At 49.3% G+C, this 24,656-nt stretch carries 22 protein-coding genes, 1 tRNA gene, 1 pseudogene and 1 riboswitch; of the genes and pseudogenes, 4 read left to right on the top strand and 20 right to left on the bottom strand.

What is annotated here, in order from left to right:
* Positions 1–26 precede the first annotated feature (26 nt).
* A complete protein-coding gene (locus skT53_RS16575) occupies positions 27–656 on the top strand; it encodes an IS607 family transposase (RefSeq protein WP_200758894.1) in 630 nt (209 codons plus the stop codon).
* Positions 640–825 carry a helix-turn-helix domain-containing protein gene (locus skT53_RS16570; RefSeq protein WP_200758893.1) on the top strand — a complete coding sequence of 62 codons (186 nt, stop codon included), beginning with the start codon at positions 640–642 and terminating at the stop codon, positions 823–825. The genes skT53_RS16575 and skT53_RS16570 overlap by 17 nt, the downstream gene beginning before the upstream one ends.
* A gap of 104 nt (positions 826–929) precedes the next feature.
* Here skT53_RS16570 and skT53_RS16565 read toward each other — a convergent pair.
* Positions 930–1,004 (bottom strand) — tRNA-Val (locus skT53_RS16565).
* A 293-nt stretch (positions 1,005–1,297) separates the two neighbouring features.
* Positions 1,298–1,408: riboswitch (TPP riboswitch) on the top strand.
* An 87-nt stretch (positions 1,409–1,495) separates the two neighbouring features.
* On the opposite strand from skT53_RS16565, the gene skT53_RS16560 reads away from it, so the two are divergent.
* Together skT53_RS16560 and skT53_RS16555 are read left to right on the top strand one after the other, a co-directional pair.
* Positions 1,496–2,257 (top strand): 3-oxoacyl-ACP reductase, encoded by a 762-nt coding sequence (locus skT53_RS16560; protein WP_200758892.1) that lies wholly within the window; start codon positions 1,496–1,498, stop codon positions 2,255–2,257.
* Positions 2,258–2,472: 215 nt separating this feature from the next.
* On the top strand, positions 2,473–3,315 hold the full coding sequence (locus skT53_RS16555; protein ID WP_200758891.1) for a transposase: 843 nt from the start codon (positions 2,473–2,475) through the stop codon (positions 3,313–3,315).
* A gap of 161 nt (positions 3,316–3,476) precedes the next feature.
* Here skT53_RS16555 and skT53_RS16550 read toward each other — a convergent pair whose 3' ends face one another.
* The 19 genes and pseudogenes from skT53_RS16550 to skT53_RS16460 form a co-directional block, all read right to left on the bottom strand.
* Complete coding sequence (locus skT53_RS16550; RefSeq protein WP_200758890.1) at positions 3,477–3,812, bottom strand: hypothetical protein; 336 nt, start codon at positions 3,810–3,812, stop codon at positions 3,477–3,479.
* Positions 3,809–4,528, bottom strand: a complete 720-nt coding sequence (locus tag skT53_RS16545) for a hypothetical protein (protein ID WP_200758889.1) — start codon at positions 4,526–4,528, stop codon at positions 3,809–3,811. Before skT53_RS16545 ends, skT53_RS16550 begins: the two co-directional genes overlap by 4 nt.
* A 201-nt stretch (positions 4,529–4,729) precedes the next feature.
* Complete coding sequence (locus skT53_RS16540) at positions 4,730–5,509, bottom strand: AAA family ATPase (RefSeq protein WP_200758888.1); 780 nt, start codon at positions 5,507–5,509, stop codon at positions 4,730–4,732.
* Positions 5,506–6,765, bottom strand: a pseudogene (locus tag skT53_RS16535) (exonuclease SbcCD subunit D). Before skT53_RS16535 ends, skT53_RS16540 begins: the two are co-directional and overlap by 4 nt.
* A 286-nt stretch (positions 6,766–7,051) precedes the next feature.
* Complete coding sequence (locus skT53_RS16530; RefSeq protein WP_200758887.1) at positions 7,052–8,446, bottom strand: UbiD family decarboxylase; 1,395 nt, start codon at positions 8,444–8,446, stop codon at positions 7,052–7,054.
* 15 nt (positions 8,447–8,461) lie between these two features.
* Positions 8,462–9,316, bottom strand: coding sequence for a R2-like ligand-binding oxidase (locus tag skT53_RS16525; RefSeq protein ID WP_200758886.1), 855 nt, complete (start codon positions 9,314–9,316; stop codon positions 8,462–8,464).
* Between the two features lie 30 nt (positions 9,317–9,346).
* Positions 9,347–10,525, bottom strand: a complete 1,179-nt coding sequence (locus tag skT53_RS16520) for an iron-containing alcohol dehydrogenase family protein (protein WP_226375262.1) — start codon at positions 10,523–10,525, stop codon at positions 9,347–9,349.
* A gap of 23 nt (positions 10,526–10,548) precedes the next feature.
* Positions 10,549–12,015 carry an aldehyde dehydrogenase family protein gene (locus skT53_RS16515; RefSeq protein WP_200758885.1) on the bottom strand — a complete coding sequence of 489 codons (1,467 nt, stop codon included), beginning with the start codon at positions 12,013–12,015 and terminating at the stop codon, positions 10,549–10,551.
* Positions 12,003–12,596 (bottom strand): UbiX family flavin prenyltransferase, encoded by a 594-nt coding sequence (locus tag skT53_RS16510; RefSeq protein WP_200758884.1) that lies wholly within the window; start codon positions 12,594–12,596, stop codon positions 12,003–12,005. The genes skT53_RS16515 and skT53_RS16510 overlap by 13 nt, the downstream gene beginning before the upstream one ends.
* A gap of 27 nt (positions 12,597–12,623) precedes the next feature.
* A complete protein-coding gene (locus skT53_RS16505; protein ID WP_200758883.1) occupies positions 12,624–13,958 on the bottom strand; it encodes an MFS transporter in 1,335 nt (444 codons plus the stop codon).
* A gap of 142 nt (positions 13,959–14,100) precedes the next feature.
* Complete coding sequence (locus tag skT53_RS16500; RefSeq protein ID WP_200758882.1) at positions 14,101–14,910, bottom strand: enoyl-CoA hydratase/isomerase family protein; 810 nt, start codon at positions 14,908–14,910, stop codon at positions 14,101–14,103.
* Positions 14,910–16,469 (bottom strand): class I adenylate-forming enzyme family protein, encoded by a 1,560-nt coding sequence (locus skT53_RS16495; RefSeq protein WP_200758881.1) that lies wholly within the window; start codon positions 16,467–16,469, stop codon positions 14,910–14,912. Before skT53_RS16495 ends, skT53_RS16500 begins: the two co-directional genes overlap by 1 nt.
* Positions 16,447–16,971, bottom strand: coding sequence for a (2Fe-2S)-binding protein (locus skT53_RS16490; protein WP_200758880.1), 525 nt, complete (start codon positions 16,969–16,971; stop codon positions 16,447–16,449). The genes skT53_RS16495 and skT53_RS16490 overlap by 23 nt, the downstream gene beginning before the upstream one ends.
* The gene (locus tag skT53_RS16485) at positions 16,968–17,852 is read right to left on the bottom strand and encodes an FAD binding domain-containing protein (RefSeq protein WP_200758879.1); all 885 of its coding nucleotides are present in this window, start codon (positions 17,850–17,852) and stop codon (positions 16,968–16,970) included. The genes skT53_RS16490 and skT53_RS16485 overlap by 4 nt, the downstream gene beginning before the upstream one ends.
* A gap of 40 nt (positions 17,853–17,892) precedes the next feature.
* On the bottom strand, positions 17,893–18,348 hold the full coding sequence (locus tag skT53_RS16480) for an SRPBCC family protein (RefSeq protein ID WP_200758878.1): 456 nt from the start codon (positions 18,346–18,348) through the stop codon (positions 17,893–17,895).
* Positions 18,345–20,780, bottom strand: coding sequence for a xanthine dehydrogenase family protein molybdopterin-binding subunit (locus tag skT53_RS16475; protein WP_226375261.1), 2,436 nt, complete (start codon positions 20,778–20,780; stop codon positions 18,345–18,347). The genes skT53_RS16480 and skT53_RS16475 overlap by 4 nt, the downstream gene beginning before the upstream one ends.
* Before the next feature lie 192 nt (positions 20,781–20,972).
* Entirely contained in the window at positions 20,973–22,076 is a 1,104-nt protein-coding gene (locus skT53_RS16470) for an XdhC family protein (protein ID WP_200758877.1), read from the bottom strand.
* A gap of 117 nt (positions 22,077–22,193) precedes the next feature.
* Positions 22,194–22,976, bottom strand: a complete 783-nt coding sequence (locus skT53_RS16465) for a response regulator transcription factor (RefSeq protein WP_200758876.1) — start codon at positions 22,974–22,976, stop codon at positions 22,194–22,196.
* 30 nt (positions 22,977–23,006) lie between these two features.
* Positions 23,007–24,545, bottom strand: a complete 1,539-nt coding sequence (locus tag skT53_RS16460) for a class I adenylate-forming enzyme family protein (RefSeq protein ID WP_200758875.1) — start codon at positions 24,543–24,545, stop codon at positions 23,007–23,009.
* Between the last annotated feature and the right edge of the window lie 111 nt (positions 24,546–24,656).

Below are 24,656 nucleotides of genomic sequence, written 5' to 3'. Positions count from 1 at the left end.
CCTAAAACTGACTGTATACTATCAATATGGACAGATTAGTAACGATAGGCGAAGCTTCAAAGGTGTTGGGAGTATCGATTACAACACTCCGGCGATGGGAAAAAGAAGGCCGTTTGCAACCGGATGAAATTACCCCCGGCGGCCATCGGCGATACGATCTTGTGAAACTGCGGCCTGAATTGTTCCGGCTTCAGCGCAGCGACAGAACAACCGTGGCCTATGCCAGAGTATCAAGCCACGATCAGAAAGAGGATTTGGAGCGACAGAAACAAGTCCTTGAAATGTACTGCGCTTCGCAAGGGTGGACGTTTGAAGTGGTTTCTGACCTTGGATCGGGAATGAACTACCACAAAAAAGGTTTGAAACGCCTCTTACACGCCATCTTGCAGGACGAAGTAGGCAGACTGGTCATCACACACAAAGATCGCCTCCTTCGTTTTGGTGCGGAGCTGGTCTTCGCCATTTGTGAGGCGAAAGAGGTGGAAGTGGTGATTCTCAACCAGGGCGAAGACACTACGTTTGAAGAAGATCTCGCCAAGGATGTTTTGGAGATTATCACGGTGTTTTCTGCACGGCTCTACGGTTCGCGTTCACGCAAGAACCAGAAGCTCATAGAAGGGATGAAGCGGGTGGTTGAGGATGCTGAGAAGCCATAAGATTGCGCTTCAACCGAATAACAAGCAGTCCACCTACTTCGCAAAAGCGTGTGGTGTGGCTCGCTTTGCCTTCAATTGGGGCTTGGCAGATATGAACACTACATCACGTATAAAACAAAATGGAAGAATCGAACAACTGAGCATACAAGATATTTGCGATTTAAAATAGACCCGCAAAAATATTTAAGTAACCCTTGAAAGTCGTTCGCTCAACGATTAATTGCGTTAGTTATTCCGTCTAAGAAAAAAACCTTGGTTTCTCAAGGTTTTCAGTGGTGCGGCTAATAGGAATCGAACCTATGACCCCCACCGTGTCAAGGTGGTGCTCTCCCTCTGAGCTATAGCCGCATTTTAAACGTATGCACATTACCGACAATCGATATAATAACACGTTCGAATCAAGCTTTGCAAGTGGTAATCTATGCAAACTCCGTTTGTACCCAGACAGAGGATGGGTTCCGAGGTTTTCACCGCTGGAGATGATTAGGCCGTTACGGCGATCCAAAACGTACAAGTTGCGGTCTGCTTGACAAGGATTATATTCAATTATGAGGACCGCTCCAACTCACCGGGGTTTTATTCTAAGTGAAAAAAGTAGACCTAAAGTAAAATAAGGGTTATTATACAATATAATTCAATATTTGTACTACTGGGGGAGTCTTTGACTCAGACTGAGATTGGAACGTTAGGTTCCTAAACCCCTCGAACCTGAACTGGCTGATACCAGCGTAGGAAAGTAGTGATGCCGCAACTTGAATGTGATTCTATTTTCATAAGGAACGGGTCCCTACTACGGACCCGTTTTTTTTAATTCTAATTTAGAACGGAGGATTTTTACATTGGAAATTAAAGATCAAGTCGTTATTGTTACAGGGGCAAGTCGCGGACTCGGAACTGCCATTGCAAAGGCATTTGGATCTATTGGGGCCAATGTAGTAGTTAATTATTATCAAAACCGCGAAAATGCAGTTCAAGTAGCAAAAAGTATCGGCGATCACGCGCTTCCCATTGGCGCTGATGTACGAGACAAACAACAAGTTGAAAAAATGGTGTCCCAAGCCAAATCTCATTTTGGAAAGCCTGTTACTACTGTTGTTAACAATGCATTGGTGAATTTTCGGTTTGATCCGGTAACCCGAAAAGATGCATTCCATATTGATTGGGATGATTATCAAAGACAGTTTGAAGGAAGTGTCCAAGCAGCTTTAAATACAACTCAGGCTGTGCTAGCCGATATGAAGGAAAACAGGTTTGGGCGAATTATTAATATCGGAACAAACCTCTTCCAAAATCCTGTTGTGCCTTATCATGATTACACCACAGGGAAGGCTGCTTTACTAGGTTTTACACGAAATATGGCCAATGAACTTGGACAATATGGCATTACGGTTAATATGGTCTCCGGAGGACTATTGAAAACCACAGATGCCAGTTCAGCTACTACAAAAGAGGTGTTTGAGCTAATCCAATCGATTACGCCTCTACGCAATGTAACTTCACCGGAGGAAGTGGCGGATGTTGTATTATTTTTTGCTTCCAAATGGGGTAGGGCTGTAACTGGTCAAAATCTTGTTGTTGACGGTGGTTTAGTTATGGACTAGGAATTAACCAGGCCTTAGATTGAAAATTTAGCCGGGTTAACTAGTTAGTTCCCCATGAAAAAGTCCTACTTAAAATGGTTTCTACTAAAAAACGGAATTCCGTTTTCCAGTCGAGAATTGGTAAGAGACGAACAAACCAATCGAAAGGCAACGGAATTCCTGCTTCTTAAGATTCGACCTAAACCCGTGCCTTCCTTCTTAAGGAGGCCATTTTTATGATACGTACACAACACGCTCAGTTAGATTTATTTGAAGCTCTTCTTCCGCCTGAATTATTGACTCTCAACGAAGAACTCACCCACATTGTCAAGTTACTGCAAGACGACAGGTTCATGGAGCCGTTCATGAAACGCTTTCGCAGTAAGATGGGCAGACCCACCATCCCCATGCAGACGTTTCTGCGCATGATGTACCTTAAATTTCGTTATCAACTCGGCTTTGAATCCTTGGTAAAAGAAGTGGGGGATAGCCTGATGTGGCGTCGTTTCTGCCAAATTCCGCTTACCAAGAAAGGCGCTGTTCCGCACCCCACCACCCTTAGTAAACACGCCCAGGTATTTGGTGATGAACTCATTCGGGAACTGAATCACCTTCTGGTGCAGAAAGCGAATGAAGAGAAGCTGATTCGCGCCCGAAAACTTCGGGTTGATACCACTGTGGTGGAAACCGACATTCACTATCCTACCGATGCAAGTTTGCTGCAGGATGGTGTACGCGTCATCACCCGTATTGCAAAAGCTATGAAGGAAAGCAGCACTGAACTGACCTCTCAAATCAAGGACCGCAGTCGGACGATTCGTAACAAGGTATTTTCCATTAGCAAGGTTCTTAAGCGCCTCACACAAGAAGCTATTTCGGAAGTCCGCCAGATTACAGGCGAAATTCTGGACGTAACTCAGGATGTGGTGCGCTCGGGTTGGACGCTTTTGCAGGAGACAACCGAGAAGGCGAAGTCCCTTCCATCCAAAGTGATCAACAGGTTATTACCGCTTCCGCAATGCTCTCCAATTCTTTGGCAACTTGTTGCTGCAATTCGGAAGCCGGTGTTCCATCAGTGATCTGATGCCATTTTGTTTGTTTCATAGTAAAACTTTCGCGGGATTCCTCTAGCTTTCTTGTCAGCCTTGTAAGTTCCACCAACAGATCACTAGCCTGTTTTTGTCTTTCTTGTATCTCGAGTCTCAGTTGGGACAACTGGCCCTGCAGTTCTTTTTCCTCTTTACAATGCCTTAGCAACACGTTTGTCTTTGGTTTGTATATCTTGTACGGCTTGATCAACTGTGTCGGCTCCGATGGAGGCAAGAGATTCCTTAAGCGCGAGTTCCGCCTTTTTCACCGATTCCTCTTTTTCAAGTAAGGACTGTATTACCGTAGTATGTTCTGCTTGTGCCAACTCAGTTTTTTGTTGATACCCGGCCATTTTGGACGAAGAAACGCCGATCTCTTCCTTCAGTCTCCCGATTTGTCTCTCTAATTCCTCAATTGCCTGTTTCCACTCAGCCAATTGAGCCCGTTTCTGCTCAATGTTACTTCGCTGCTCTTCAATCAATTTCAAGAGTTGTTGACCTGAAGCAGACAGGCCACGCCAGCACAGAGATCTGCCGCCAGCTTGGCTGCCATTGCCCGTTTGTCCTGCATCACGACTTCTTTGTGCTGTTGGCGCAGTATAGCCAGTTGTTCCTGGGCATTCCCCAACTGTTGGGTTGTATTTTGTAGTGAATCCGACTCCTTTTGCAGATTCTTTTCCAATTGAGCAAGTTGGTCGACTTCGATGGAATTTGCTTCTTCCAACCGTACTAAATAGTCTGCTTTCACCTTTCCTTCCAATAACCGGTTTTCATCCTTTGAGAGTTGATCCGGATCAGCTGGCGGCTTGCCCTGGAGTTCCAGACGCTGATTCTCGTAAATCGGCATTTGCTCCGTGAGGGTGTGGTCCTGTAAACGTTGTGTGTTTAACTGCTTTTCAGCATCCGTTAGATCTTTCGTCCGCCGATCCACTTCCGACTGTTTCTCCTGCATTTCTTTGACGGCATTCTGATAAGCGTCATATTTGCTTACTGCGGCTTGAACTGCCTCCCGATGCTCAGGTGGTAAGGAGTTTTGTTCGATAATCTCTTTTTGCTTCAGCAGTTTGTCATCGATTGTGGCTTGCTGTTCAACTAACTGGTTAATAGCCGCCATAATTTCCGTGTGTTCTGTCTGTTTCTGATTGTTTCGCAACTGCAATTGGCCGATTTTTTCATTCAGTTCTTCCATCTCTTGTTCCAACACAAGAGCAGACTCAAGTTGGATGCAAGGATTTCTAAACCGGATCGTTCTTTTTCTAAATGCTGTTGTTCACTTTTGATATCCTCAAACTGTTTAACGAACGGAAGCACTTTTTCAGCCTTTTCCGATGCTTCAAGCTTCTGTTTGATCAGCTGAATTTCCTGGTCGGATGCTTATGCTGCACCAGTTGGTGGTTTGTTTTCTTCAGTTGCTCCTGCCATTCGACGATTTTTTTGCGGTCTCATATCGGGACTGTATTTCCCAATGTGCTTGGAAAGCCTGCTTTTCTTTGTCTGTCGCTTCCTGAAGCAGTTTTTCCGCCTGCTGCAACGCTTCCTGCGAACAGTCTCCCATGCCGTTTTGTTCCGCCACAATCACTTCAAGGGACTGTTTCGTCTTTTGATGGCGCTCATTCAGCTTCTTGCTCAAGTTCATTCCATACCGTTCCAAAGCGAATAACCTCTGTAGTATTTCCCGCCGTTCCCGGCCGCCCAACTGCAAAAAATCAGCAAACTTCCCCTGCGGGAGAACAACAGCCCGGGCAAAATCCTCCGGTTTCAGTCCTAATATCTCCTGCACGACTTGTGAAACTTCTCCGTCTTTGTCAGCCAATACGACCAGTTCTTCCTGATTGGCGTCCAGTTCGTAGATTCGGCTGTATTTGTTTTTGATCGTAATTTCGGTATTTCGCTCGTACCTCCGGTCGATCCGGTAGATTTTGCGTTCTGCCCCTGCCCCGATCTCAAACTGAAATGAAACGGTAAGACTGTTTTCAGTATGATTCAGGATGCCCTGGGTTCTGTTTTTCGCACGTCCTACAGATCCAAACAATGCCAGGGTGATCGCGTCCAAAATCGTCGATTTGCCGCTGCCCGTAGGACCAAAAATACTGAACACTCCCGCATCGGACAACTGGTTAAAATCTACGGACTGTTTCTCGCGGAAGCTGTGAAGACCTTCAATCGTCAAAAAAATCGGTTTCATCCGGCCATCTCCTCGCTTTCCGCAATTGGTTCCTCGTCCTCCGATGTATCAGATGTCAACTCCAGGAAAAGTTTCACAAGTTCCGGGTCTGGTGATACACCGATTTGCCTTTCATAGAAACGGATAAACATTTGTTCATCTGACAAATTGCTTAGTTCCGATTCGGATAAACTGTGCTGCATATCCGGTAAAATCGGCCAGATGTTGACGATACCTTCGTGCATATTACGCAGTAACTGAACGTCCTCCATGGTAAGAGGTTTGTCCATGTGAAGCGTCAAATCGATCCACGCATTCCCATCTTTTCCCTCGTCCACCCATGTTTGAACCTGACTGGTTCCTTCCTTGGCAGCCCATTTGATAAGCGGTTTGCCGGACGACAACAGAATCTCGGTTATTTGTGCGGGTTTCCCAGGTTCCACATCCACCAGTACAACCATTTTTTTCTGATTATGTTCAGAGAAACTGTACGCTAGCGGGGAGCCGGAATACCTTGTAGGAACGGGGGAAGAATGGACCACTTGCGGACGATGCAGGTGTCCAAGCGCCACATACTGCGCCATTGCCGGGAAACATTTTGGATGAACCGAATAGGCTCCTCCGACTTGGATCTGATGTTCGGAATCGGACATTTACCCGCCTTGCACATAGAGGTGGCTCATCGCTAGATTGATCGTATCTGCCCGGTAGTGGGAAGCCAGATTTTCAAATATGTAGGCGATCTGTGCATTGTATTCTTTACGCAGCTCGGCGTCCTCCGTACTCTGAGTCAGAAGCTGACGTAATCGGGCCCCGGATGGGTATGGCAATGCCGTTATCACCGCAGAATGGTCACATTCAGGAATCCGCAGTTCCACTCAGGAGGGCCCTGCTTCCACAATTTGCACCCTGTCGGCATTCTGGCTGGAAGTCCACACAATATCTTCGTGCGGTCGGCCTATCAAAACAATTCCATGCCTATGGGCTAACGGAGATGCCGCAACAAGCCGGTCCGGATTGTCATGGTTCCCCGAGATAACCACCACTCCGCGTTTTCCGTTTGCCGCCAACCGATCCATCGAGTAGTAAAACAAATCTTCTGCCATGGCGCTGGGGTTCACCGTTTGGTACACATCTCCCGCCATGAGAACCCAATCTACTTTTTCTCTCTCACAGATGTCACACAATTCCTCAACAAATTGCTCCTGTTCGGGAAGTCGATCCCGCCCCTCCAACGTTTTGCCAAAATGCCAGTCTGCCGTGTGCAAAATACGCATTGGAATCCCCCTTTTCCGTGCCCCACGTAATCACATATTTCTATTTTCACTTTACCACAGAGTGTGAAAAATGCCGCCCATAAAAAAACCTGCTCCTTTGCGAGCAGGTGGAGATGATGTTTTGGGTAACTGAAATCAGGAGATGAACCATTTTTTCGAACGTGAGTTGTAATTTGTATAACAATTCTATCATAAACACCTGTTCTTGCCTCTCCCCCGTAGACGGCAACTGTTCCCAAGGATATTAATAACATGGGAAAGGAGTTTGTTTCAGATTTCGATCAAATCACACACCTCTCCCCTCCAGATGAATCGACTGCAAGGAAGCCCTGGTGTTGATGTAATCCTCCAGATTCACCTGATCATAACCGGGAATTTGAATCCGCAGGTATCTCATCGGGTCGCTGTTCAATGGCACGGTGCAATCCAGTCCCATTTTCGAGCCGACTCCGTCGTTGTTGGAAGGGTCAAGTTTCGAACCCTGCGCGCCATGCACCACCACGAGATCTTTATCCGCCTGAAAGCGGGTAGCAATCGCCCATTCCACTTCTTCCATGTTGAAAATATCCACTTCTTCGTCCACAACCACCACATGCTTGATGTCAAAGCTGTTGGACAGGGCGGCGAAAATCGCGTTCTTTGCTTCCCCCTCGTTCCGTTTCTTGATGGAAACAATCGCATGATAACGGCACGTTCCGCCTGGACTCATATAGACCGCTTTCACAGTCGGTACGGTCTGCCGGATGGTCTGGAACAGACTGGCCTCGCGAGGCAGGCCTCCCAGCAGCAAATGTTCATACCCGGCCGGCACAATGGTATAAAAAATCGGATGGTTCCGGTGCGTGACTGCGGTGATCTGGACAACTTCCTTATCGCTCCTGGGACCATAGTATTTCGGAAACTCGCCAAAAGGCCCTTCCGGTTCACGCACATTCGGCAGGATCTTGCCCTCCAGCACAATTTCCGCAAACGCCGGAACATCGATGTCGACCGTCTCGCAGCGAACCACTTCCAGTGGCTCTCCCCGAAGGGCCCCCGCAATCTCCAATTCATCAACGCCAAACGGTGTGCTTGCTTGCGAAGCAAGCAACGTCGCCGGTTCGACTCCGATTGCGATGGCGCACTCCAGAGGCCTGCCCACTTCCTCCGCCTGCTTATATAGATGAAATGTATGACGCGGCAGTAGCAAAACACCCAATTTGTCTTTTCCCGAAATTTGCAGGCGGTGAATGCAGGCGTTTTGTTTTCGTGTGGCGGGATCGCGAACGATAAACAGCCCCGCAGTGATGTAGTTGCCGGAATCCTTATCATGATGAACCGGGATCGGGAAGAGTTTCATCAGATCAATATCTTCCCGGATGATATTTTCTTTCACAGGAGCTTGCTTGTTGTCCACTAATCGGTACGGAATCGGGGCAGCAACCGCCTCGGTGAACTTCGGAATCACCCCGTACGGGTCTGTTTCAAGCGCTTCCGCAAAGTCCTCGCGCGTAGAACAAATCCCGGACACGACCGGAATCGTGTAATCTTCGACCTGGGTAAAATAGGCCGCCTGTTTCCCATCCAATTTTTTAGCGATGGCCGCCACTTCATACTGCAAGCTGACCTTTTTGTCGATTACGGCCAAACGGCCTGTGGATTGGAGATGCTCGATCCAGGTACGAAACGTCTTCGCTTTCATCTGCTGAAATCCCCCTTAAACAACAACTGGCGTTCCGAATATATCCTTCAGTCGACGCTCGAACATTTTCGTCAAACGCTCACGTCCCTGAACCTCAGGCGGGGTGGGATATTCCTTTCCATCGACAAGGACCGGCTGCTCATAACGAATCAGGATATGCGGCAGATACTCATCGAACAAGGCGCGAATCCGGTTTGCATGTTCCGGCTTACGGGCGTACAATTTCAACATGCGGAGACCAAAGCCGACATGACGCCCTTCGTCCTCCTTGATTCGGGCAAATCCTTCGGCCAATCCCGGAAATAACCCTTTGCTTCCGAATACCGCCTCAAACACATCGTACCCTGACATCGCCTGTACGCCTTCAATGATGCCCTGATAGTGGGTCAGCCCTTCCACCAGTGCCGACTCCCGGTCCTCCGGTTTTTGTTCCAGTGCCGCCAGCATTCGCATTACCCGTTCATCGAGCTTCTGCTGGACAATATTTTTCACGCCGGGAATTCTTTCGCGCCCCAGCACCTCTTTGAAATAACGCATGAAAAACTCGGTATGCTTAAATTCCTCCAGTAACTGCGTGCTGAGAAAAGCCTGTTGTTCAGTAGAGGAACCCAGCATGATCCAAGGACAAAACTTCAACGCGACATTTTCTTCCGCGTCGAGAAATCCTGTGCAAAAATGAATCAGATATCCCTTCAGGTCTTCATCCAGCGACTCAAAATCTGCCTTGTCTTGCTTCAAGTCGATCTCTGCCGGATCCCATGTCCCAAACCGGATCGCTTTGCGATACAGATCCCATGCGACTTCATCAGTAGACTTATCCAGGCCCGGAATTAATTCATCCGCCATACTTTGATTCAGATTTCCGCTCATTTCCTATCCCTCCGAAAAATAGATTGTCAATCAAAACATCTTCTTCAAGATTTCCAGCACTTCCGCTTCACTCGGCTGGCGAGGATTCCACTTCATCATTCCGCTCTTGAACGAATCCCTGGCTATGTCGGCAAGCTTCTCTTGCGGAACCCCAACCTCACGCAACCGGGTGGGAAGTCCGATGTCCTGCACCAATTGCGCGACAGCGGGAGCTGCCCCTCCCGCCAATTCCTTTGCTCCACCCGTTTTGACGCCCATGAGTTCAGCGATCTTGGCCACTTTTTCGGGACGTACAGGTGTGTTGAATTCCACCACATGCGGCAGCAGCAAACCGATTGCAATCCCGTGCGGCACGTGACAGTGTCCTGACAGAGCGCTTCCTATCGCATGAGCGAGGCCAAGGAAACCGTTATTAAACGCCATGCCGGCCAATAAGCTTCCATGCGACATCCCGACCCGCGCGTCGATGTCCGATCCGTCCTGAACCGCCCGGCGCAAGTTCGCATTCACAACAGAGATCGCTTCCATCGCCAAAGCGTCAGACACCGGCCGGGACCGCAGGGAGAAGAATGTCTCGATCCCGTGCGCCAAAGCATCAATCCCTGAAGCCGCTGTCATTTTGGCTGGCAGAGTACCCGTCAGTTCCGGATCGACCAACGCGATGGATGGGGCCATATAGGGACTCGTCACCGTTACTTTTACGTTGTTGTGCCAATCGGAGTAAACCCCGAAGATCGTGACTTCACTTCCGGTACCCGAAGTGGTCGGAATGGCGATCAGGGGGATGGCGGAGGCGGCCGGGATGCGGTTTACTCCGGCATAGTCCCCGATACTTCCCCCATTTGAGGCGACAACCCGGATGCCCTTTGCGGCGTCGATTGGGCTTCCGCCGCCGACTGCCACAATACAGTCATACCGCTTGACTTGAAATGCCTCAGCCCCTCTGTTGATCGTTTCAATACTCGGATCCGGTTCCACATCCGTATAGATGTCAAATTGGATGCCGGTTGCTTGCAAGGACTCCGACAACCGATTCAGGATTCCGGTCGACTCCACACCTTTATCAGTCACCAAAAACACGTTGTTGACGCCGAGCTGCAGCAGACGTTCACCCAGGCGGGACGCTTTCCCGTAACCGAATTCGATTAACGACGGGAGATGAAATGAAAACTCGAAATCAATCGATGTAACTGGTTGGCTCAGACTCATTTTTACCCTCCTCCCCTTGCCCATTACTCCATCTCGAAATGGATGTGCTTGGTTTCACAGTACTCCATGAGACCGTCGATTCCCCTCGTGCGCCCCAAACCGCTCTGTTTGTATCCGCCAAATTCGGCCTCAGGGAAGTTTTTATTGTACGTGTTAACCCAGACGGTTCCGGCTTTGATTCCTTTCGACATTCGCATCGCGCGATTTAGGTTGGTGGTCCAGACCCCTGCCGACAGTCCGAAATCCGTGTCGTTCGCCAGGGCAAGCGCTTCTTCGTCACTGGAGAATGATTGAACGGCCAGCACGGGACCAAAAATCTCCTCGCGTACCACACGGCAATTTACAGGCAGATTGTCAATAATGGTCGGCGCGAAGAAATAGCCTTTATCGTATTCCCCGCCTGTTAACCGGTACCCGCCGGTGATGATGGTTCCTTCCCGTCTGCCGATTTCACAATATTCTTCCACCAGTTCCAACTGGTTTTGAGAAACCACAGGCCCCATATCGGTAGACTCCAACAGGCCGTTTCCTACCTGCAGGTTTTCGGCATACTGTTTGAGACGGGTGATCACTTCGTCCTTGACAGACTCATGCACCAACAGCCTGGATCCGGCCATGCAGATCTGACCGGCAGAAATAAAAATACCGCGTCCAATCACCGGAATCGCTTTCTCCAAATTCGCATCCGCAAAGACTACATTGGGAGATTTGCCGCCCAGTTCCAAAGCCAGTTTCTTGATGTTGCTCGCCGCAAGCTCCATGATCGTTCTGCCGGTCGATGTATCCCCCGTAAAACTGATCATGTCTATTTTTTTGCTGCTTCCCATCGCGGCTCCAATCGATTTTCCGGGCCCTGTCACAATACTTGCAATCCCTTTCGGAAAATCCGGTATCTCATCAATCAGTTTAAAAATTTCCACAGAGACGCCCGGTGTCAGACTCGCCGGTTTTACAATCACACCATTTCCTGCTGCCAAAGCAGGTGCCAGCTCCCGGATCATAAGCAGCGCAGGCCAATTCCACGGCGTGATAAGCCCGACTACACCGATCGGCTCTTTCACAATGACTCCAAAATTGGCCGGTTCCAGTTGAACCGATCTGCCAAACACCGTTCGCGCCGCACCGGCAAAATATTTTAAGGTATCGACGCAACCCGCCAATTCCACACGTGATTCGCGAATCGTCTTGCCTTGTTCCAAAGTGAGGACCCGGGCCAAATGTTCTAGGTTTTGATCGATTTTTTGGGCCAGAGCCAACAAAGCTTCATACCGTCGTTTCGGGTTATATCCCCAATCGCTCTTTTGAAAGGTGTCGTAGACCGAATCGATGGCCTGTTCGATATCCGAAACGGTTGATTTTTGCGAAAATCCTATGATTTCCCCCGTGGCCGGATTTCGTGATTCCAGGCGCTCCCGGGACGAAGATTCGGTCCATTCGCCTCCTACATAGTTGTAATAAAGCGCCGGTTTCTGTTCGGTTAGAGATGACATGTTTCTCCCCCCATATCCTGGTTGTTCATACCTTTCCACCGCTCAAACAGGTTCGCATCCAGATCAAATTGATCCAATGCCTTTTGCACGCTTTGATTGACGATGTCGTCAATGGTTTTTGGCAGATGATAAAAAGAGGGGACTGGCGGCAGTATGATCCCGCCCATATGCGTCACATTTAACATGTGTTGGATATGTCCGAGATGCAAAGGAGTCTCGCGTACCAGCAGCACCAGCTTTCGCCGTTCCTTTAACTGGACATCCGCCGCTCTTGTCAATAGCTCGCTGTTAAAGCTGTTCGCTATACCAGCCAGTGTCTTGACGGAGCACGGTGCGACAATCATTCCGCTTACCCGAAAAGAACCGCTTGATATGGCAGCCCCGAGATCACGGTTGTCATACACCTGCGATGCCATGGCGCAGACGTTTTCCACCCGGTAGTCGGTTTCGAACTCAATTGTTTTCTTTGCTGTTTCGCTGAGCACCAGATGGACTTCCACCCCGAGACTGTGCAGAGCCTCCAACGTTCTTACACCGTAAATCGCTCCGCTTGCCCCCGATATCCCAACCACGAGACGCATATATTTACCCTCGCTATTCATCCGTTTTTATTTAAAGTCGCCTTTTGTTTCCGGAATGACAAAACTGCCTATCAGGTACAAAACAAATACCCCGACTGAAAAATAGCCAAGCGTTGAAGGAATATTTTGTGTGGTTCCGCTCGCCAGGGAAACGAAGGTCGGCATCATGCCTCCGACTGCAAAACCCATATTCCAGGACAGCCCGGTGCCGGTCGAACGGATGACCGTAGGAAAACGCTCGTTTAGGAAAATCAGTATCGGCGCATACGCAGCGTTGCCTAAAAACGCAAGCGCCAGCGCATAGAATGTAATGGCGGACACTGTCGTCGCATTTGCCAACCCGGAATACAGTAAAGGGAGTCCGATAAGGTCTACAACGCCCATGATCATAAATGTTTTCTTGCGGCCGATATAGTCACTCAGGTTTCCAATCAGGACTGCCGAGACAATCGCAACCACACTTGCCGCCATCAAAATGATCGAGGCGGTCCCGGCAGGCGTCTTGTTGATCACCTTCAGGAAAGTGGGAAGGTATCCGGAAGTCAGATAGTAAGCCGTTCCCCCGCCAATCACAATCATAAGATTGACAAGCACCACAGGGAGATACTGGCCGGAAAACACCTCCCGTACGGGTGCCTTCTTAACTGGCGCATCTGTTTTTTTGGCTTGTTGCAGTTGCATCCAGGCAGGAGATTCCTCAAGTGATTTGAATACAAAAAGTCCGAGAATGGAGCTGAGAATCCCTGCGAAAAACATAAATCGCCAGCCCCAACCACTGAATTCCGGTCCTGGGAATGCAGCCGACACGATATAGTAAACAATGGAAGCCATCAAGGCACCCAGGCCGGCTCCACCGCCGCCGATAAGGCCTGACATCAATCCGCGCCACTTCGGGGGGACGGTTTCGGTTCCAATCGTGTGGGTGGAAGCCACCACACCGCCAACGAACACCCCTTGTACCAATCGTAAAATCAGGAACATGATCGCTGCGCTTACACCGATCTGACCGACTGTCGGAAGCGTTCCTAACAGTGCGGTCGAGATGCCGACACCGGTTACCGCGATAATCATTGCTTTTTTTCTTCCTTTTCTGTCCGCGTAAGATCCAAACAGACCGGAACCGACCGGACGCATTAACAGGGTAACGGCAAACGATGCATAGACCGCTGCCAATGAAAGCGTCGGAATACTGGTCGGGAAGAAAAGCTTTCCTATCTCAGGCGCCACATACAGGAGGATAAACAGATCAAAAAGATCCAACGACCATCCCAAAAGCGACGCGACCGAAGCAGTTACCATTTGGCGCCGATTGACTCCAAAATGCGATGTGCCGGTTGTATTCGTGCTAGTCATGATAGACATATAGAATCCCTCCAATAGGATAGATCAAGCAGGCAACTGCAAAATACTATCAATTCAGAAAATTTTACCGGTAATGGATGGGGATGGATGATGTCCAATCCCCCAACCATATTGTAGTGGGTCATTTCCCTTATTTAGTGGGTTATTTGCCCTTAAAATTCGGCTTGCGCTTGTCGTAGAACGCTTCCACCCCTTCTCTAAAATCATCCGTACTCCTGAGCATTCCATAAGCATATCCCTCAATCTCAAGCCCGGCGCTTAGGGGACCTTCCTGGGATGCGTTTAAGACCTGCTTCAATACCCGCAAGGCAAGAGGCGAGTACTGCAGCAGTTCATCCACCAGGTTTTGCACAGCAGATTCCAACTCTGCTTGCGGCACTACTGTCGTTAGCAATCCCCATTGGTAGGCCTCCTCCGCTGGAATGCGACGGCCTCGCATAATCATGTCTTTCGCCCGGCCAAGTCCTGCAATTCGAGCGATCCGCTGCGTACCGCCGCTTCCGGGAATCATGCCCAGTTTAATTTCCGGCAGAGCCAGCAGGGTGGTTTCCGAAGCAACCCGGAAATCGCACGCCATGGCGATCTCAAGTCCTACACCGAACGTGTAGCCTTGCAGTTGAGCGATGACCGGTTTTGGCGAACGTTCAGGCGCAGCCACATTTTTATGCAATACGGAAAGTTCCTCCGGGTGCCGTTCCATGAACTGTGCGATGTTTCCGCCGGAGGTGAACGCCTGGGTCCCCTCGCCTTTCATGATAATGACCCGTACTTCGTCATCCTTATTTAACTGTTCAAATATTTGGTTCAGATGGAACCGCGCGATATAGCTCAAATTATTCATTTTTTCCGGGCGGTCCAGAATGATGGTTGCCGTTTTTCGTTCCGGATTCTTTTCGACCCGAATGTGATCCCATTCATTAACAGCCGTTTGTCCTTGATTTTGTTGTTCCATTACGATGCACTCTCCCTTTTCATAATCAGTTCTTCATATTCCCCGCTGCGGAGCTTGCGGCGAAGGATTTTCCCAACCGGGCTCTTCGGTATGGCGGACACCAATACATACTTCCTGGGGCGTTTAAAATTTGATAGTTGATGGCTGTCCCTGCAATACTCATCCAACTCTTCCACCGTCAACGACGGATCTTTCGGTACGATAAAGGCGGTAACAATTTCACCCCAGCGCGTATCGGGCAGCCCGACCACAGCCACTTCGGCCACTTTCGGGTGTTTGGCGACCACATCCTCCACTTCAAGCGGGTGAATGTTTTCGCCGCCCGAAATAATCATGTCATCGACCCTCCCCAGCACATATAAATCCCCTTCCTGGTCGATCATCCCCATATCACCCGTAAAATACCATCCGTCGCGGATTGCCTTTTTCGTTGCATCGGGCCGGTTCCAGTACCCCTGGAACGCTTCGCTCGATCGGAGGTCAACAATGATTTCACCGGGAATCCCAGCCGGGACCAAATCGTCAGGGGTTGAATGACCGTCCGGGTCAGGCACCACGATCCGAATACGCTGATGAAATCCTGCTTTTCCCGCGCATCCCGGTTTTTTATCCAGATAATTGCAGATCGAAAACGTATACACCTCGGATGAGCCGTAATGGTTGACAAAGATCTCCGGGCGCAATTTTTTGATGATCTCTTCCGTCAATGCCTTGGTCATTGCGGCGCCGGCGTATCCCAATTTTTTTAGTGGAGAAAGATTATATTTTGCAAAATTGGGATGGTATACTAGATCATGGAATATGGTAGGCACCAGATATACACAGGTGATCTTTTCTTGATCCAGTGCCTGAAGTACGGTTTCGGCGCTGTAATCGGGTGTCATGACCAATTTCCCGTTCAGGAAAGCCATCGATAGGAGGGAACGCATGCCCATGGTGTGATACAAAGGCATGACGCCTATGGTGCTTTCCTGAACCTCATACTGATTTTGGACGATATGGGCAACTGCCGCGCTGTACTCGTTCAGATGCGTGCGCGGAACCCCCTTAGGCCGGCCGGTCGTGCCTGATGTATATAACATCAGACAAACGTCGCCATCATGTATTTGGGGTCTATCAGGTTTGCCGGTTCCTTTTTTCTGCAGTTCCCCGTAGGTGACATCGACTCCTTGGGCGCCTTGCACACCGATTTTCAATGTTTTCAGTTCATGGATCGCTTCCCGTACCGCATGTTCACTTACCGGTTCATACACAACCGCTGCGGCGCCCGCATCCTGTACGCAATATTTGATTTCTTCGGGCGACAACCGGAAATTGATCGGGGTGAAGACGGCGCCAATTTTTTGTACGGCCCAGTAAAGCGTTACCATTTCCAATCTGTTTTTCAGTACGAGGACAACCCGGTCTCCTTGTTTGATCCCAAGAGCCTGTAAACCTGAGGCAAGCCTGTCAATCTCCCGGTTCAATTCCTGATAGCTTAACCGGGTATTTTCTTCAACCAGCGCTTCATAATGAGGGTGCCGTTCGCAAGCAAATTCAAACAGTGTCCCCAGATCCATCGATTTTCTCACCTTCCTTCTGCCTGCTCGCCACTTTTTCAATCGCTTCGATAATTCCTTTGTAGCCAGTGCATCTGCACAAATGACCTGACAACATCTCCTTGATCTGATCTGTGGTCGGATCGGAGTGAGAGTTCAGAAATTCTACTGACGACATCAGGATGCCAGGGGTACAGAAGCCGCATTGCAGGGCATGACACTCGGTGAAAGCCTGTTGCAGGGGATGGGGGCGATTGTCTGCTGCAAGCCCTTCCACTGTCATGATCTCGGTGTCCGCCGCCTGTACGGCAAACATCAGGCAGCTCCTTACAGCAGAGCCGTTAACCAGTACTGTACATGCCCCGCATACGCCATGCTCACATCCGACATGTGTTCCGGACAACCCGCAGTCTTCCCGCAAAAAGTCACTGAGAAGTTTTCGCGGTTCCACTCGTTCCTGATACACTTTGCCGTTGATTTTCAGCCGGATTTCAACCGTTTGATCTCTGGACACTTGGATCACAATGCTCCCTCCTTTCCGGTTGCCCTGATATAGGCGGTTTTAACGGCTCTTTTGGCAAATACCCCGGCCAGATGTAGTCTGTACTCCCTGGTCGCGTGAAGATCGCCCTCCGGATCGACATTCATGGCAGCCATCCGCCCGACCTCTTCCAATAGGGTGTCCGTAAGCTTTTCGCCGATTAAAATTCCGGCTGCATCCTCTGCCAGAACAGGAATCGAGTCAACACCACCCAATGTAATCCGGGCCGTGAGAATACGCCCTTGCGGGTCGCTGTCAAGAACGCAAGCTGCCGCTACCAACGCAAAATCTCCATGTCTTCTGCTGAATTCGTGAAACGAATATCCCTTTGGCACCGAATCTACAGGGACCTTTACTTCGGTCAGAAGTTCACCTGGCATAATATCGGTTGTCAAATAGGTAATAAAAAATTCTCTTAAATCCACCTCCCTTGTTTCATCAGCGCTTTGAATCACGGCACTCCCGTTTAACGCCAGCAAGGACAGAGGGAGTTCCGCTGTCGGGTCGGCATGCACGATGCTGCCGCCAATGGTGCCCCGGTTGCGGGTCTGCATGTGTCCGATAAACGGAACCGCTTCCGAAAGCAAGGGAATTTTTTCCCTGATCAAGCGGGATCTTTCCACTTCCCTCTGGCGGGTTAAAGCGCCGATCCTGAGCCATCCGTCCTCATATCGAACATAGTCCAACTCCTGCAGTCCATTGATGTCGATCAGACACTCAGGAGCGGACAGCCGCATGTTCAAAATCGGGACCAAACTCTGCCCCCCGGCGATCAGTTTCCCTCCCTGACCGTGCGCAGACAGCAGTTGCAGCGCTTCCTCCAGCGTGGAGGGACGGAAGTAATCAAACAATGCCGGTTTCATTTCTTCACCTCATTCATCTTCCGACCAAATTTTTTCGGTACTAGGCAGATCGTTGAGCGGTTTCTATTTCCTTTTTGATTTTCTTGAAAAAATCATTGATTAATAATTTGGCTACACCGCCAAGCATCCTTTGCCCGATAGCCGCCACTTTCCCGCCAACTTCAGCCGTATAGTTATATGAGAGAGCGGTTTTTTCTACCTCAATCGGAGTTAGCTCGATCAGGCCTTCCGCGTCAACAAAACCTGGTGCGCCTTCCCCGTGAACTACCAGTTTGTAGCTTTTCGGAGCCTGTATATCCACAAGCGAAACCGTTGCATCATATTTTCCCTTGACTGCGGCAATCCCAATGGAAAGATCGGCGCGGTATTTGCCTTCCTCAATCAATTCCAGCTGCTTGCAGCCCAAAATACATTCGGTGAGTACGTCCGGATCCATCAATTTCTGCCAAACCTGTTCGATCGGTGCGTTCAATTCAATAACGCCGCTGCCGGTCATATCAATTCCTCCTTCAACTGCTGTTTGTTTTGGGCTTCCTGTATCAGGGACCAAATCCGGTTCGGCGACAACGGCAAGCTGTTAATTGTAATACCCAAAGGGGAAAGAGCATCCGCAACCGCATTCGCGATCACCACGGGAGCGCTCATCGTATTCCCTTCTCCTAGCCCTTTCGCCCCAAGAGGCGTCAGCGGAGACGGAGTCTCAAAATGCTTGATTGTCACTGGCGGCATTTCGGTTGCTGTCGGGCACAAATAATCCATAAAACTCCCCGTTAAAAACTGACCGTTTTTGTCATAAGCCAGTTCCTCATACAGCGCGCCGCCAAGGCCGTGCGCCAATCCGCCCATGATTTGGCCATTTGCAATCAGCGGGTTCAACAGCTTCCCCGCATCATGAACCGTGATGTAATCGAGAACTTTGACTTCGCCCGTATCTGCATCCACTTCGACAGTCACCGCGTCCGCAACAAATCCATATGCGGCCGAACCGTTCACCTGATCGTTCTCATCTGGTGGCAGAGCGGTTGGAATGGTATAGAAAGCGGTTTCATGAATTCCCGGTTCGATTCCCTCCGGCAGCCCTTGCGGGTTCCAATGTACCGATCCGATGATTCTGCGCAAAGAAATTTGCTTGTCAGGTTGGTCCCGGACCACAACTTTTCCGTTCTCGAAGTGAAGCTCGTCAACCGGTACTTGCAGCTGGTCGGCTGCAATTGTCCTCAGTTTCTCACGCACCTTGACAGCCGCCTGATATACGGCGCTTGAACCGATCGGCGCAAAACGGCTCGAATAGCTTCCTGAGGCCACCGACCAAGGACTGGTTAGTGTATCCATCTCAGCAATCACTTTCACCGATTTCGGATCTACTCCAAGCACTTCCCCTACCACCTGGGCAGCGACCGTTTCATGCCCCTGTCCGGTTGGAACGGTACTGATCCGTACACTGATGCTTCCTGCCGGATCGATCGAAACCGTAGCTCCTTCCGCACATCCTGATTTCGGAAGCGACTTCGCCCTCTGCTCCGGTGTCAACGCCAATGTAATATACCCCATATTCGACCCGGAAGGTTCTACGATACAGGTCAACCCGATTCCCATGTATTTCCCCTGCTGTCTCGCTGACTGTTGGCGCTTGCGAAATTCGTCATAATGCACCAGTTCCAGCGCTTTTTCAAACGCCGTCCGGTAATCCCCGCTGTCATAAATGCCTCCTGACGCCGTTCGATAAGGGAATTCTTCGGTCCGAATCAGGTTTCGCCTGATGACTTCCGCAGGGTCCATAGCCAGTTTTTCCGCAACCATATGCATGATCCGTTCCAGCGGAAAATACATCTGCTGGCCTCCATACCCGCGAATCAAACCCGTTGGACACTTGTTGGTCATTACCGCAATCGTTTCCATAAACAGGTTCTGAATCCGATACGCCCCCGTGCTGTTCGAATGGGTTCGGTACAAACAGGCTGGCTCGGGTGCACGGATATAGGCACCCACGTTATCCACCATTTTCATTTTTAATCCCGTTACCGTACCGTCATTTTTGATGGCGGCTTCGATCCAGGTAACACGATCCGTTCCACTGGAGCTGGCCATCAGATGTTCCTGGCGGTCTTCGATCCATTTCACCGGCAAACCGGTTTTCCTCGATACCACTCCCATCAGCACCATGTACGGGAGAACACCTGCTTTTATCCCGTAACTGCCGCCGATATCCTTCGGTATGATGATTCGCAGATGATTGCTCGGGATTTGCAATGCGGCTGCCATCACCGATTGCAATGTAAACGGACCGTGAAAGTTGGACCAGATCGTCAGATTGTTGCCACTCGCCTGGTAGTGGGCAATCACTCCGTATGTCTCGACCGGAGTGGCGCTGTATTTTGGAAAATGAAACTTATGTTTCAGCACCAGATCGGCTTCGGCAAATGCGTTGTCCACGTCGCCGTAGTTGAATACACGGTGATTGGCAATATTGCTGCCGACTTCCTCATGCAGGACCGGAGCGTCCGCTTCCATCGTCTTTTCAATGTCCACCACGACTGGAAGAGGTTCATATTCCACTTCGATGGCCTCGAGCGCATCCTCAGCCAGATACCGGTTTTTGGCTACTACTACCGCAACCGGTTCACCGACAAAACGAACTTTGTCCACGGCAAGCGCATAGTACTTGACCGGGGCGGTCACCCCTACCGGAAACGGCTGGGTCATTTCGATAATGTCCAGCCCAGTCACTACCCCTTTGACTCCCGGCATTTGTTCCGCTTTGTCAGTTCGAATCGATGTGATTCTCGCATGCGCATAAGGACTGCGCAAAATGGCAGCGTAGTGGATGTTGGGAACCGGACTCAAATCTTCGATATAACTGCCCTGTCCCGAAGTCAGACGCGAATCCTCGACACGTGGCATCGGTTGGCCAATACTGTTTTGTTTCAACTGCGAACTCCTCCTTTCATAGCGAGACCTTGCGGCTATGCCGCAATGGCGAGACTTGTGCTCTATGAGTGCGTAGCGCGACCTGGCATCTTTGATGCCTTGGCACGACTTGTGCCCTTTGGGTACTTGACCCCTTTGGGGGTGGGTGCATAACAACTCTTTGATAATCTTCAAATGTATCCAGTTTTCGAGTCATGCGAGTACCGGCTTCCACTCGCCTGCCGGTCTCGCATGCAAGGGGTGCTTTCGCAACTTTAAAAATTGGCCGTTCCGGCCATTCTTCCGGCAAAGCAGTTCCGAGAGGATACTTAAAGCGATTTCCTCCGGCGACTCAGCCCCTATATCCAAACCCACAGGGGAATGCAGCTTTTCCAACAACTGCTCATTTAAATTGACACCACCCATTTGAATTTCCTGAAGCATCCGCTCCATTCGTTGATGGGAACCGAGTACTCCCAGATACGGAATGGGACAGGAAATCAATTGTCCGACCAGCATCCGGTCTAACTCATAATTGTGTGTCATCACGACCACGTACGATCCATAGTAGACCGAAAATTGTAAATATTCACTCTTAAATACTGTTACACGTTCGTCCACATCCGAAAAATACGGTTGGTTTAGATGATTCTGTCGATGATCTACTAAGCTTACATGCCATTCAAGCGCTTTAGCTCCCCGGACGAGCGGTACGGCGTCCGGTCCCGCTCCGAAAATCACCAGTCGCGGGCGGGGCTTTACCATCTCGATAAACAACTTCACTGCCACACCTTCAACTATCATGTCTTGCAGTCCACATGTTAACCCGTCGGATGCGTGAATCCTATCAACCGGCGGCCCCAGAAGAAGTTCAGTTCCGACCGGAACCTGCAACGGATCATCGGATTCCACCACAAGTCCTGTCAGATAAGTGCTGTTGCAGGATGTTCCCTTTCGAAAAGACGAAATCATATTTTCTGCTTCTTCGGGAGATCGTATCGGATCAAACGCCTGAAGCCATATGGTGATGGCGCCGTTGCAACCTACCCCTAATCCCCAAAACAGATCGCCATCCATCCGGAAATCATACCTGATTTGCTGTGGAATGCCGGTCTTTATCACTTCCCGTGCATGCTCGAGAAGATCCCCTTCCACACAACCTCCGCTCAGCGTTCCTACGATGCTTCCGTTTTCTAAAATCAGGCACCGGGCCCCTTCACGTCTGTATGCGGATCCTTCCACTTGCAAGATCGTTGCCACCACCGCACGATCTTTTGTTTGCAAACACCGTTGCAGCTCCTCCAGAATATTCAGCATCTGTCCTGTCACCTCACTGAACCCGAACGACTTATTTAAATAATAGATACTTTTTGAATTATGCAGTTCAATATTTATTTCAAGACGGGTTCAACATTTTTGCTGATCTGAAGAGGCTTATTTTTCCCCGGAAGCAGACGTATGCAATAAATTTGAAAATAAGCTCCTGTATTCTTTTGGCGTTTTTCCCTCCAATCGTTTAAAGGTCGTGGCAAAATAACTTGCGTTTGCAAAACCGGTATTATTGGCGATTACCTCTATCGGCAGTGATGTCATTTTCAGCAGTTTCTTCGATTGTTCCAGCCTGTATCTGGTGAGGTATTCAATAAACGTAACCCCCATTTCCGCCTTGAACAGTCGGCTGAAATGAGAGGCGCTCAGATATACACGGTCGGCAACTTCGTTCAATGTGATCGGTTCGTGAAAATGACTGTGAATATAACCGGTTGCGCTTTCAATTGGATTGCCGAGGTCGACCTCGAAATCATTGGAAGAGGAAACTTTCCTCAGATAGCTGGTTTCTTTGACGAGATCCGGGATTAATAACTTGTCTAACGCGGAAAGCAGATCCACTTTTGAAAGCGGTTTCAAATAATATCTGGAAAAACCGGCATTCATGCAAGCTTGCACCAAATCGAACATTTTCAGGTGGGTCAGCACTATGATCGAGACCTGCGGGTTCAATTCAAGAGCCTTTTTCCCCAATTGGATCCCGTCCATATCTGGCAGGGACAAGTCCAGTATGACAATCCCCGGCTGATTTTGTTTCAACAGCATCAGGCCCCTCTCGGCGGAACCGGCTTCACAAACCGAAAAGTAGTTATATGAACTTTCCTCAATCATCAATCGGATTTCCTGGCGAGTTTCCACTTCATCATCGATAATCAGCAGCCCGGACACAACACTCCCCCCTTAATGCGCGCAGGCAATTCACTGCCCCACTTGTTCAATGTTTTCACTCCGCAATTGACGCCGCAGAATTTTCCCGGCAGGACTCTTTGGAATTTCATGCACGAATACATATTTTCTTGGTCGCTTAAAGTTTGACAGTTTCGGATGCTCCTTGCAGAATTGATCCAGTTCCTGCACCGTCATCGTTGGATCTTTCGTAACGATAAATGCGACCACAATCTGGCCCCAGCGATCATCTTCTTCCCCCAAAACCGCCGCCTCCAAGACTTTCGGATGATGCAGCAGCACTTCCTCAATCTCAACAGGAGATATGTTTTCGCCGCCGGAAATCACGATTTCATCAACTCGACCGACAATAAACAGATCCCCGTCTTCATCCAAAATCCCAAGATCCCCCGTAAAATACCAATTGTTCCGAATCGCTTTTCGGGTCGCGTCCGGCCTGTTCCAATATCCTTTAAATGCTTCAATCGATCCGGCGTGAACAATGATTTCACCCACTTCCCCGGGTAAAACGATGTCGTCAGGTGTAGAAGCAGCGTTTGTATCCGGAACGACAAGCCGGATTTGCTGATGAATTCCCGGTCTTCCGGCACATCCTGGCTTCTTGTCCAATACAGAGCAGGTGGTGAAAGTATAGATTTCCGTACTGCCGTAATGGTTCACAAAGTGCTGCGGTTTCAACATTTGAAAACATTTTTTTGTCAATGGTACGGACATCGGAGCGCCCGCATACCCGATTTTTCGTAACGCTGACAGGTCAAAATCAGAAATTGACGGATCGTTCAGCAGTTCGTGGTACATTGTAGGAATCATATACAGACAGCTGATTTTTTCTCTGGACAAAAGTGTGAGCGCCGTGCGCGTGTCAAAATCGGGAAGCAACACGTATTTCCCGTTTAATATGCAGGTTGCGAGCAGCGATCGTACCCCCATCGTGTGGTACAAAGGCATAGCCCCCAACGTACTTTCAAACATTTCATAATGATTTTGCAAAATGTGGGCCATCGTGGACCCATATTCGTTTTTGTGTGATCTCGGCACCCCTTTGGGCACTCCGGTAGTTCCCGAAGTGTAAAGCATGACAGCGATATCGTCATCGTCACTCGGTACACAATCAAAATCACTTGCGCCCCTGACCGCCAATTCCCGATACGAAAGATCTCCCCCGTCTTGCTCCAAACTTATTAAAATCGGCCTTTCATTAAATCTCGCTTTGATCACGGAACGTTCGCTGAATTTTTCGTAAAAAACAACCCTCGGCTCCGCATCGTTGATACAGTATTGTGTATCCTCTGGCGAAAAGCGCAAATTGATCGGTGTGTATATCGCGCCCAATTTTTGAATGGCCCAGAATAAACAAACTGTCTCCATCCGATTTTTCATCAGAACCATGACCCGGTCCCTTTTTTTCACGCCCAGTTTACGCAGGGCAGAAGCCAATCGGTTTACTTCTTCATTCAGTTGCAAAAACGAAACGTATTTTTTGTCTTGTACAAGAGCGATTTCATTCGGATATCTGCCTACAGCACATTCAAAGACCGTTCCCAAATTCAACACGATCATCTCCCCGGTCGCAGCAAAAATCTTTTCTTTTAAAAAATCATATAATTTTTCGAAAATAAACACTTTTGTTTTTTTGTGATTAAAATTTTTGTAAATCGATCA

Origin of the sequence: Effusibacillus dendaii (assembly GCF_015097055.1) — a bacterium.
GTDB classification, from domain to species: Bacteria; Bacillota; Bacilli; order Tumebacillales; family Effusibacillaceae; genus Effusibacillus; species Effusibacillus dendaii.
The sequence above is the reverse complement of the archived record's forward strand: the minus strand, read 5'-3'. Positions and strand labels throughout refer to the sequence as shown.

Excerpts from the sequence above, each read along its gene's own strand:
- skT53_RS16575 (WP_200758894.1), top strand. The coding sequence starts at position 27 with ATGGACAGATTAGTAACGATAGGCGAAGCTTCAAAGGTGTTGGGAGTA.
- skT53_RS16570 (WP_200758893.1), top strand. The coding sequence starts at position 640 with ATGCTGAGAAGCCATAAGATTGCGCTTCAACCGAATAACAAGCAGTCC.
- skT53_RS16555 (WP_200758891.1), top strand. The coding sequence starts at position 2,473 with ATGATACGTACACAACACGCTCAGTTAGATTTATTTGAAGCTCTTCTT.
- skT53_RS16540 (WP_200758888.1), bottom strand. The coding sequence starts at position 5,509 with ATGAAACCGATTTTTTTGACGATTGAAGGTCTTCACAGCTTCCGCGAG.
- skT53_RS16530 (WP_200758887.1), bottom strand. The coding sequence starts at position 8,446 with ATGAAAGCGAAGACGTTTCGTACCTGGATCGAGCATCTCCAATCCACA.
- skT53_RS16525 (WP_200758886.1), bottom strand. The coding sequence starts at position 9,316 with ATGAGCGGAAATCTGAATCAAAGTATGGCGGATGAATTAATTCCGGGC.
- skT53_RS16520 (WP_226375262.1), bottom strand. The coding sequence starts at position 10,525 with ATGAGTCTGAGCCAACCAGTTACATCGATTGATTTCGAGTTTTCATTT.
- skT53_RS16515 (WP_200758885.1), bottom strand. The coding sequence starts at position 12,015 with ATGTCATCTCTAACCGAACAGAAACCGGCGCTTTATTACAACTATGTA.
- skT53_RS16510 (WP_200758884.1), bottom strand. The coding sequence starts at position 12,596 with ATGCGTCTCGTGGTTGGGATATCGGGGGCAAGCGGAGCGATTTACGGT.
- skT53_RS16505 (WP_200758883.1), bottom strand. The coding sequence starts at position 13,958 with ATGTCTATCATGACTAGCACGAATACAACCGGCACATCGCATTTTGGA.
- skT53_RS16500 (WP_200758882.1), bottom strand. The coding sequence starts at position 14,910 with ATGGAACAACAAAATCAAGGACAAACGGCTGTTAATGAATGGGATCAC.
- skT53_RS16495 (WP_200758881.1), bottom strand. The coding sequence starts at position 16,469 with ATGGATCTGGGGACACTGTTTGAATTTGCTTGCGAACGGCACCCTCAT.
- skT53_RS16485 (WP_200758879.1), bottom strand. The coding sequence starts at position 17,852 with ATGAAACCGGCATTGTTTGATTACTTCCGTCCCTCCACGCTGGAGGAA.
- skT53_RS16480 (WP_200758878.1), bottom strand. The coding sequence starts at position 18,348 with ATGACCGGCAGCGGCGTTATTGAATTGAACGCACCGATCGAACAGGTT.
- skT53_RS16470 (WP_200758877.1), bottom strand. The coding sequence starts at position 22,076 with ATGCTGAATATTCTGGAGGAGCTGCAACGGTGTTTGCAAACAAAAGAT.